Source organism: Aridibaculum aurantiacum, assembly GCF_017355875.1.
In the GTDB taxonomy this organism is placed as follows: domain Bacteria; phylum Bacteroidota; class Bacteroidia; order Chitinophagales; family Chitinophagaceae; genus Segetibacter; species Segetibacter aurantiacus.
Map to the genome: position 1 here is coordinate 334,942 of NZ_JAFEWC010000002.1, position 11,476 is coordinate 346,417.

The following is an 11,476-nucleotide window of genomic DNA, read 5'->3' on the forward strand; positions in this document are numbered from 1 at the left end:
AAAATATTACAGTACAGCGCAACATTCTTTAGCGGGTTAATAGATTAAAATAAAAAATATAGATGCGGCTGCACAATAATGTTAAAAAAATTGCAGAAGTTTAAAGCTGAGATAAACGTATGCTTTCCTACAATTCCCATCCTATAGAATGGCGCTCAGTTCCTAAGCCTCCATTTTAAGGTTCCTAACGATACTTCCACTTGAAACGCCGCAGCTGCCGTCTGCATCTTTTTTACACCACTAACTATACTAGCTGATGAGAAGTTTTTACGCTCTTGTTTTACTATTCTTTTGCCTGCTTACAAATGTAGTGCATGCACAAACCTCCACTATTTCCACCACGTTTACCAACAACAATGGTAACGGGCAGGTAACTTTCAATTTTCAAAATACCAATGGCTACCCAGTACGTATCACTGAGATTGCCAGTGTTACCAGCAGTACAGGGTCTATACCTGTACAGGCATGGTATAGAACTACACCAATTAATAGTGCTACCGCGCCGCCAGCTGTTACCACAGCTAACGGCTGGACACAATTTGGTAGTGCAACCATTACTGCTGTAGCAAATTCAACTACTACCACACCCCAAACTTTCATGACTGGCCTGGACCTGGTAGTACCAGCAGGAGCTACTTATGGTATAGTAGTAGGTGCAACAAATTTGCGCTATAGCTCATTGGCTGCGGGTACTTACACAGAGTCAAGTGGTGGGTGCAGCATAATTACCGGAACTAATATTGGTTGGGCAGGGGGAGCCATTCCGGCTAATTTTGCTAACAATGAGCGTGGGTTCATTGGTACAGTAACTTTTGAATCTGTTGGCCCTTGTACTTCACCTCCTAATACCGGTACTATTAGCAGTACACAAAATCCTGCTTGTTCAGGTTCTAATTTTACACTAACCCTTGTAGGCGGTACTGGTGGCACAGGACAAACTTATCAGTGGCAATCATCTACGGATGATGCTACTTGGAGTAATATTGCAGGAGCAACTACTGCTACGCTTACTACATCTCAAACAGCTTCTACTTATTATCGTGCTATAGTAACCTGCGGAACAGCTGTTACTTCTTCCAGCGTGCAAATCACTACTCCGGCACTTGTATCTGGCAACTTTACCATCAACAGTGGCTTGCCAACAGGAGGTGGAGTTTTCCAAACCTTTACTGAAGCCATCAATCATATCAAATGTGGTATCAGTGGACCGGTGACATTTACTGTTGAACCAGGATCAGGTCCATATAACGAGCGGGTAGTGATACCACAAATTGGCGGCGCATCAGCAACCAACAAAGTAACATTCATAGGTAATGGTGCAACCATCTTGCACAATACCAGCGATGGTAACAACAGGACAGCTGTTACTTTTAATGGTGCAGATCACATAGTGCTGGATAGCCTGGTGGTGGATGCTTCTTCCGGAACTTTTGGCTGGGGTATAGTATTGACGGGACAGGCTGATAGTAATATTATCCGTAACTGTACCATCGTAACAAACAAGAGCTCTACCTCTACCAACTACATGGGTATCCTTATCAATGGTTCTACTACAGCTACAGGTTCATCTGGTAATAATGCAAACGGAAACTTAATAGCTAATAACACCATTGATGGAGGTTATCATGGAATCTACTTATATGGTAGCACAACACCTTACAATCAAAACAATATAGTTGCAGGAAATAGGGTTTTAGACTTTTACAACTATGGCATCTACTTCTACGGTAATAACAACATAACGATCAGTGGTAACGATATTAGTCGCCCGACGAGAACTGCTGTAACAAGTACTTATTCTATCTATATTTCTACCAATACCAATGCACTGGTGGAGAAAAATAAGATCCACAACCTGTTTGATGCTGCTACTGGTAGCACATCACTTTGCTATGGTATTTATGTCATTGCATCGGGATTGTCTGCAGCACAGCCAAATCGTATAGAAAACAACCTGCTATACAACTTCAATAATGGTGCAGGTACGCAAGCAGGTATTTATGCTTTGGGTTACAATAACTACAACTACTATCACAACACGGTGGTACTGGATGATGCAGCTTCTACGGCGGGTACTACTTATGGTATGTACGTGTATGGTACAGCCACCAATGTGAAGAACAATATCGTGATCGTAAGCCGTGGTGGTACAGGTACAAAATATACAATGTACTATTCTACCACTGGCGTTACTACATCTAATAACAACGTATTGCAGATGTTGTCTACTACGGGTACTACCAATGTACTTGTAAACAGGAGCAGCGTGAATTATACAACACTGGCAGGATGGCAAGCATCAAACAGCAATGCATTTGATCAGCAGAGCGTGGATGTAGATCCAATGTTCTTGAATCCTTCTGCCGGTGAATACATACCACAGTCGCCAACGCTTAACAATCTTGGTGCTAACGTAGGCGTAGCTACAGATATTGATAACAAACCTCGTACGGTAGCTTCGCCAGATCCGGGTGCTTATGAATTTAATCTTGGTTCTTGTACTTATCCATTAACACCAGGAACGGTGGTAGCACCTACTACTGTTTGTGCAAATACGCCATTCATTCTTACACTTGACAACAGCAGCACTGGCGATGGATTAACCTACCAGTGGCAGTCATCAACTGATAACGTAACATGGACAAACCTGGCAACGCCTTCAACGGCTATTTCTTTCCAGGCATCACAAGCATCTGCTACATGGTACCGTGCTGCGTTGCAGTGTGGAACGGGTGCTATAGTGCATACTGCGTCTGTACAGGTAGCTTCGCCAGCTTTGGTGTCAGGTACATATACAATCAATTCAGGACTTCCCACAGGCTCAGGGAACTTCCAAAATTTTGCTGATGCTATCAATCATGTAGCATGTGGTATCAATGGTCCTGTAGTGTTTGATGTTGCCCCAGGCAGTGGACCTTATATGGACCAGGTCGTTATTCCACAAATAAAAGGAGCTTCACCAGTAAATACTATCACCTTCAATGGTAATGGTGCTACTATTACTTATTCACCTACTGATGGTTCTTTACGTTCAGCTATTTTATTAAATGGCTCAGACCACGTGATTATTGACAGCTTCATAGTAGATGTTTCAAACGGAACTTTTGGATGGGGTATTTCCTTGGCTGGCCAGGCGGATAGCAACACCATCAGGAACTGTAAGATCATAAACAATACGACATCTACCAGTACCAATTACATGGGTATCATCCTTAATGGATCGGCTACATCTACGGCTTCTTCTGGTAACAATGCTAATGGAAACCTGGTGACAGGTAATACAATCACTGGTGGATACTATGGCATTTATGCCTATGGTAGCACCGCGCCATACAACAAGAGAAACATATTCAGCAACAACAAAGTGGAGGACTTCTATTCCTATGGTATCTATACATATGGCCAGGACTCTATCATCATAAGCGGCAATGATATCTCGAGGCCAGCACGTACTGCAGTTACAAGTGCTTATGGTATTTATCCAGCCTCTTGTACAAATTTTCTGGTGGAGAAAAACAGCATTCACAACCTGTTTGACGGAGCGCCTTCAAGCACATCCAGTTCATATCCTATTTACGTGGCATCAACAGGACTGGCAGCGTCACCTAACAGGATAGAAAACAACATTGTATACAACCTGAACAATGGCGCAGGGCTTATCTATGGCTTGTATGGTTCCAGCTATAATTACAATAATTATTATCACAATACGGTAGTGATAGATGACGCAAGTGCTACTGCTGGTACAACCTATGGTTTGCTGGTAAGTGGTACAGGCGTTAATGTAAGAAACAATATCGTGATAATAAGCAGGGGTGGTACCGGTGCTAAATACAACCTGTACTATTCTACAACAGGTGTTACTTCTTCTAACAACAACATCCTAATAAATACTTCTACCGGTGGAACTACCAACGCTATAGCATATCATTCCACTGGTTTCAATACTCTTGCTGCATGGCAAGCTGCTAACAGCAACAATGATCCCCAGAGCCTTGAAATTGATCCTGCATTTGCCAATGCTGCCGGTGGTGATTTTACACCAACCAATAGCCTGGCAAACAATAAGGGTGCAGCAGTAGGAGTGTTAACTGATTTTTACGACAGTACCAGGAGTACTACCACACCTGATATTGGTGCAATAGAATTCTCTACTTTGACTGCAGGCAATAACATGAGCGCAGAACAACTTGTAACACCGACGGCAAAAGCTAGTGGTTGTTATACTGCAAGTGAGCAAGTGACAGTACGGATTAGAAACTCAAGTTTATCTGCTATTGATTTTGCTGTTACCCCAGTTACGATCACTGTAGAAGTATCTGGTGCAACAAACCAATACTTTACGCATACACTCAACACGGGTACAATGCAATCAGACGCAACAATGGATGTATTGATGCCGCAACTGTTAGATATGTCAGCTGCAGGTACGTACACTTTTGCTGCAGCAACTTCTGTAGCAAATGATGCTAATCCTTCAAACGATGCTATAGTGCCGGTTGTACGCACTAAACAGCAATTAACAGCAGGTACTGCTGTATCTGCCCCTGATTCATATTGTGCTCAGTCTTCTATAATGCCTATGCTAAAAACAAGCGGCGCTGCAGGATATAACAACTTGCAATGGCTACAAAGCACATCGGCAACTGGAGGATGGTCCACAATACCAGGTGCAACAGGTACTACTTATCAACTGGCAACTGCACCTACACAAACCATGTATTACAAATTGTCTTCTACTTGTGGTACCAGTGTAGATACAAGTGCGATGATAATGCTGGAATACAATAATCCAACTATCACGTCTACCACGCCAGCTGCACGTTGTGGTGCAGGTAATGTAACAATGTCTGCCGCGGGTTCAGCGAGCAACATCAATTGGTACAGAACTGCTACAGGTGGTGCTCCTATTTATACAGGTAATTCTTTTACCACTGCTATTTCATCCGATACTACATTCTATGTAGCAGCAGGGCAGGGTGGTGGTTCTGAATATGTAGGTCCGGCAGATATTGCTATTGGTGCATCTATATCTGTAAACTATAACTACTACCTGACTTTTGATGTGCTACAACCAACAACTATTGTTTCTGTTGACATTTTCCCTACAGATGCAATAGGTACTTCGGCTTCTATCCAGATTACCAACAGTACAGGAACTGTTTTATATACCATTCCATATACTACAACGGTAACAGGTGGTAACAAGCAAACAGTTGTTCTAAACCAAACAATGACTCCGGGCTCTTATAGAATGCAGCAGGGCGGTACGCATATCAACCTGCATCGTAATTCAACGGGTGCAAGCTTCCCTTATACTTCGTCTGCTGTTTCTATCACAGGTCATAGTTTCAGTTTCGCAAGCAATCCTACGTTCTACTACTACTTCTACAACTGGCAAGTGAGCTCTGGTTGTGAAAGTGCACGTATGCCTATTACGGCTTCTATCACTGATTGTCCTGTGCCAGTGAACCTGTACAGCTTCAAAGGTGAAAAACAAGCGAGCACCAACAGGCTTGAGTGGACAACACTTACTGAAGCGAACAATGCAGGTTTTGAACTTCAGCGTAGTGCTGATGGCACCAACTTCAGTGCATTGGCATTTGCTGAGTCTAAAGCTGCGAATGGCTTTAGCAACAGGCCACTCACTTATTCTTACAATGATGTACGTCCGTTAGCTACAAACAACTATTACAGGTTGAAGCAAATGGACAAGGACGGAAAGGTTACCTTCTCTCAAATAGTATTGCTAAAAGGAGCAAAGGTGAATGCAGTAACCATTAGCAACATTTATCCAAATCCTGTGAAGAATGATCTGAATGTTGTAATCGCTTCACCTGCTACAGAGAAAATTCAGCTGGTAGTAACGGATGTTACTGGTAAAGTAATGGCCAACGCTGCTTACCAGTTGCAGGCTGGAGACAATGTCATCAAGTTGGATGTTGAAAGATATTCAACGGGTACATACATCATTAAAGCAACTTGTGCTAATGGATGCGATATAGCTTCATTTAAGTTCATAAAGCAGTAAAATGAAATAACGAAAGACCCGGTAAAACGGGTCTTTTTTTTGAAATTTTATTAGGATATATAGGAATATAAATTCCTGGAATAGGCCTGAAATCAACAAATCAATATTTCACAATTTAGCCCGCTGATTTATATGCAGCGGGTTTTTTGTTTTGAATTATCTATTAATTCCAATTAAATTTTGCTTTAGTAAATAAGCTCAATTATTAATTTATTTACCAAAATAATTTTAAACACTAATGCGGTTATCATTAGAATTAAAAGCTTTTACTCCCACACTAAATAGAGAGAAAATAACTTGAAATAATTGTAATTATTGCTTTAAAAACAGGTGTAATAAAATATTTCATTTAAAAAAATCTGTCAATTTTTCTATTTTATTAATTACCTTACCACCTATTCCCAAAATAATTCGCTTTATGAGAAAACTGTACACTTTCCTATTAGGGAGTTTTTTGCTTTTGATGCAGGTAGCATCAGGGCAAACAAATATCGCCGCTTATCCCTACTCCACTTCTGTTGGAACCTACACACCTATCACCGGTACTACCATTTGGAGCGGTACCTGGGATAGCGAGATCAGTGCCTCCTTACCCTTAGGTGGCACATTCACTTATGGTGGTGTAGCCTTTACCTCAGCGTATGTATCAGCCAATGGTTGGCTGGCTCTAGGTTCTACCGCTCCATCATCTAGTAGCAGTCCTTTAAGTTCTTCAGTAGGAACAGTAGGAGGTGTAATATCCGCTTATGGTAATGATGGTTCCAACTCTACTGCTACAGGCGCTTCTCCCCTGGTGAGCTATGCCAACGTTGGTGGTGCAACTGGAGAATTTGTAGTTCAATTTAGAGATCACGCCCGTTGGTCAAACCGTACAACTGAGAGGCTGAACTTCCAGATCAGGCTTAACCTGGCTACAGGCGCCATCAACATCGTATATGGTTCATTCACGCCTTCAGGTAGTACAGCTACCACATCGCAGGTTGGTATAAGGGGCAATAGCACTACTTATGCTAGTAATGTAAACAACCTGATGGTAGCTAATATACCAGCAGGCACCACCTGTAACTGGCAGTCACCAGTGACAGGTTTCTCTAATGCAAGCACTATGGTATATACCGGTGACAATAATAATATTTCAGTGCCTAACGGCCTTACCTATACATGGACACCACAATCAACCGTGCTGCCTGTTCGTGTATTCTCAGCAGTTTCAGCAATTACAACTACTAGTGCTACTATATCGTGGACTGCTTCAACAGGTGCTACTTCTTATAACGTTCAGTACCGCGCATTAGGTAGTTGTACATGGACGAATGTACCATCTGTTACTACCACTACAGCTACTTTAAATGGCTTAACCCCGAGCACTGTTTACCAGGTGCGTGTACAAGCTGCAGCTGGTGCTGATGTGTCACCTTGGTCGCACATTCCTAATTCAGCAGGTACGGGTGATGGATATACTGCTACAGGAACTTTTACTACTACTGCTATACCTACTGACCTGCAGGCAAGCCAACTGGTTTCACCAGTTACCAATGCAAGTGGCTGTTATACTACCGCGCCTGTTACAGTTCGTATTCGTAATGCCGGTACAGATGCAATTGACTTTAGCACCAATAATGCAACTGTGAGCGGTTCTGTTACCGGACCTAATGCTACCACTTTCACTCCAGTAGTCATCAACTCTGGTACGCTGGCAGCGGGTGCTACACAAGATGTAGTATTAGCACCAACATATAATATGACAGCTGTGGGAACGTATACATTCAATGCTTCTGTTACCTTAGCCACTCCTGATGCTAACCCTGGTAATAATGCCATTGCTCCGGTTAGTTTTACAACTACTGCCCCGGCTTCTTTACCACAAATTGTAAATTTTACAGGCTATAGCGGAACACCTGCTTCGCTTAATACAGCTTTCCCTGGATGGACAGAAGGTTCAGGTACTGTAGTACCTGTGTTTGGTGGCAATGGTTCATTTACCAATACTTCATCTACAACCCAAGTAGGTAAATATGGTGCTGCCGCTAAGATCAACTTGTACAACGCCACCAGTGGTTGGCTTATTTCTCCTAGAGTAGTACCTACAGCAAATCATAAGTTTAAATACAAGGCAGCCCTTGTTGGTTATGCAAATGCAACTGCTGCAGATTTTGGTACCACTGATACGGTTAAAGCATTGATCAGTACTGACTGCGGCAATAGCTGGATAACGCTGAGAGAGTTTAATAGCTCTACAACACATGGCCTTGATAATTCTTCTAATGATCTACGATTCTTTGAAGAAGATCTTACACCTTATGCTGGTCAGACAGTGATATTAGCTATTTATGCGCGGAGGCTTTCAGGTGCTTCTCCTGATATTGATTTTGTAATAGATGATCTTGCAGTGGATTTACCTACTACTTGTTATGAGCCTTCAGGTATCTCTGTTTCAGCAATAACAACAACCGGTGCAGAAGTACAATGGTCAGCTCCTTCAACTGGTTCTGCGCCAGCATACCAGATTTACTACAGTACGAGTTCTACTGTTCCAACAGGTGCTACTACTCCCATGGTAACAGCTGTACCTAACAGTCCTTATACTTTAGCTGGTCTTACAGCTGGTACTTCATACTTCCTGTGGGTAAGAACTGATTGCGGTACTACTGATGGCGTAAGCCATTGGGCTGGACCTGTGCAATTTGTATCGCTATGTAATCCTGTTACTTCATTCAGTCAAGATTTTAGCAGTGTTACAGTACCTGCATTACCTGCTTGTTGGGCAAAAGTTGGAGCAGGCGGATCTGCTTCTACACAAACTACCAATGCACATTCTGTTCCTAATACGCTGTTCATTAACTCTAGTTCTACCTCTTCACTTGCAGTTGTTTCTTTGCCACCTGTAAGTAATCTTGACCAGGCGACACACAGGCTTACTTTCAAAGCAAGAGCAAGTTCTACAATCAATGGTGTCATTGAAGTAGGTTTCCTTACTGATCCTTCTGATGCTACTACCTTCAACCTGATAGAGCAGAAGACCATCAGCACGCTTACATACCAGGACTATGTTGTAGTGCCTTCACCAATGCCTGGCATCCAGGTACTTGCTTTCCGCCATGCTGGTAGCCCTGCTAATGCAGTGTTGATAGATAATGTGGAATGGGCTCCTATTCCAACGTGTGATGTGCCTTCTGCCGTGACCGTTTCAAATATTACTGTGAATTCGGCAGAAGTAGAGTGGACAGCACCGACTGTTGGCTCAACTTTGAGCTACGACATCTATCACAGCACTACTAATACAGCGCCTACTGCTGCTACTACTCCTTCAATAACAGGTGTGGTGAGCACTACTCACACTATCACAGGTCTTGCATCTAACACTGTGCACTATGTATGGGTTCGCTCTGCATGTGGTCCTTCAGGCAACAGCATTTGGACATCAGTAGCATCATTCAGAACACTTTGTGACGCTACCAATTTACCATACTCAGAGAATTTTGAATCTGCAGCTCCTCCTGCACTTCCTCCATGTACTTCAAGGGAAAACGTAGGAACTGGTAACAACTGGGCGATTACGAATAATCCAGGATCAGGATTTACAAGTAACACCTTACAGTATACATATAACTCCAGCAATCCTGCTAATGCATGGTTCTATACACGTGCTATCAACCTTACAGCGGGTACCTCTTACAGGCTCACGTTTAAGTATGGTAATAACAGCACCACTTATACTGAGAAACTAGCGGTGAAATACGGAGTAGCGGCTAATAGTAGCGCTATGTCTGATCTTATCGTAGATCTTCAATCGATCAGCATCAATGGTTCAGCTGTATCTGTAACAGATTTTACACCATCTACCACAGGCGCTTACTTCCTGGGCTTCAATGTGTATTCTGCAACTGACCAGTATTACCTTTTTGTAGATGATATCTCTGTAACAGTAACGCCAACATGTGTAGCACCAACTGGTTTGGTTGCAAGTAATGTTACATCTACAACTGCACAGCTTGATTGGGGAACTCCTACCATTGGAACACCTAGCAGCTACGAATTGTATTATAGTACTTCTAATACATCTCCTACAGGTGCTACTACACCAACAACAGCAACTATAACTGGTAACTCTACTTACTTGTCAGGTCTTACACCAGCTACCACATACTACATGTGGATGCGCACCCGTTGCTCATCAACAGATGCCAGCGACTGGACTACTATGCTGGCTATTACCACTAATTGTACATCGGTAGATACCTTCTTCCATACCTTTGATAACGTAACGGCTCCGGCTATGCCAAACTGCTGGCAGAAAGTAGGATCAGGTGGCAGTGTTAATACACAAACCACTAATCCTTTCAGTGGAACAAATACACTATACATCTACTCTTCTTCTACCACATCCTTAGCAGTGGTAGCACTGCCAAGTGTTAGCAATCTTGCTGCAGGTACACACATGCTGACGTTTAAGGGAAGAGCTAACTTCACCGCAGGTGGAGTGTTGGAATTAGGTTACTTAACTAATCCTTCTGATGCCTCTTCATTTACGATGTTGCAATCAGTAACCCTGTCATCACTTACGTACCAGTCGTACAGCTTCGATCCGGGTGCGCTACCAGGAATGACAGTGCTGGCAATGAGGCATACAGGTAGTCCTGCTTACAGTGTTCTGGTAGATGATGTAAGGTGGGTGTCTAAAGCACTTCTGCCTGTTACACTTGCAAAATTCAGTGGCGAGAAAGCAGGTACAATCAATAAGCTTGAATGGAGCACACTTACAGAGTTGAACAATGCAGGTTTTGAACTGCAGCGTAGTGCTGATGGTGTAAGCTTCAGCAAGCTGACTTATGTGGCTTCTAAAGCACAAAATGGAATGAGCAACGGAAGCTTAACCTACAACTTTGATGATGCTAAGCCTTTTGCTGGCAACAGTTATTACAGGCTGAAGCAAATAGATAAAGATGGCAAGTATGCTTATTCTCCAATTGTTCTTATCAAAGGAACTAAGCCAGGTGCAATTACTATCAGCAGCATTTATCCTAACCCGGTAAAGAGCGATATCAATATGATCATCTCTTCTCCGTCAGTAGAAAAAGTAAAACTGATGGTAACAGATATAACTGGTAAACTGGTTGCTCAGCATGGCGCGCAACTTGTAACTGGAGACAATCAACTCCAGGTGCCTGTTCAGCAACTTGCACCAGGTACATACATCATAAAAGCTGTATGTGCTAATGGATGTGAAACTGCTGTACACAAGTTTGTAAAACAATAGAACTACCCATTTGTAATTAAGAAGCCTGGCTAAATGCCGGGCTTTTTTTATGTGCATAATTTAATGAAAAGCAGGCAGTGCCTGCTGGTTTCCCCAATTTTAAGACTCATTAGAATGCGGTTAGAATACACCGTAACAGAAGCTGCCGGTGCTCTTTTAAGATAATTTTAAAGTTCAAATCATTATTC

General features: G+C 42.6%; 2 protein-coding genes. Both read left to right on the forward strand.

Going from position 1 to position 11,476, the window contains the following annotated elements; translation table 11 throughout:
- Positions 1-256 precede the first annotated feature (256 nt).
- A complete protein-coding gene (locus tag J4N22_RS13000) occupies positions 257-6,031 on the forward strand; it encodes a right-handed parallel beta-helix repeat-containing protein (protein WP_207495227.1) in 5,775 nt (1,924 codons plus the stop codon).
- A gap of 418 nt (positions 6,032-6,449) precedes the next feature.
- Positions 6,450-11,288, forward strand: a complete 4,839-nt coding sequence (locus J4N22_RS13005) for a fibronectin type III domain-containing protein (RefSeq protein ID WP_207495228.1) — start codon at positions 6,450-6,452, stop codon at positions 11,286-11,288.
- Positions 11,289-11,476 lie beyond the last annotated feature (188 nt).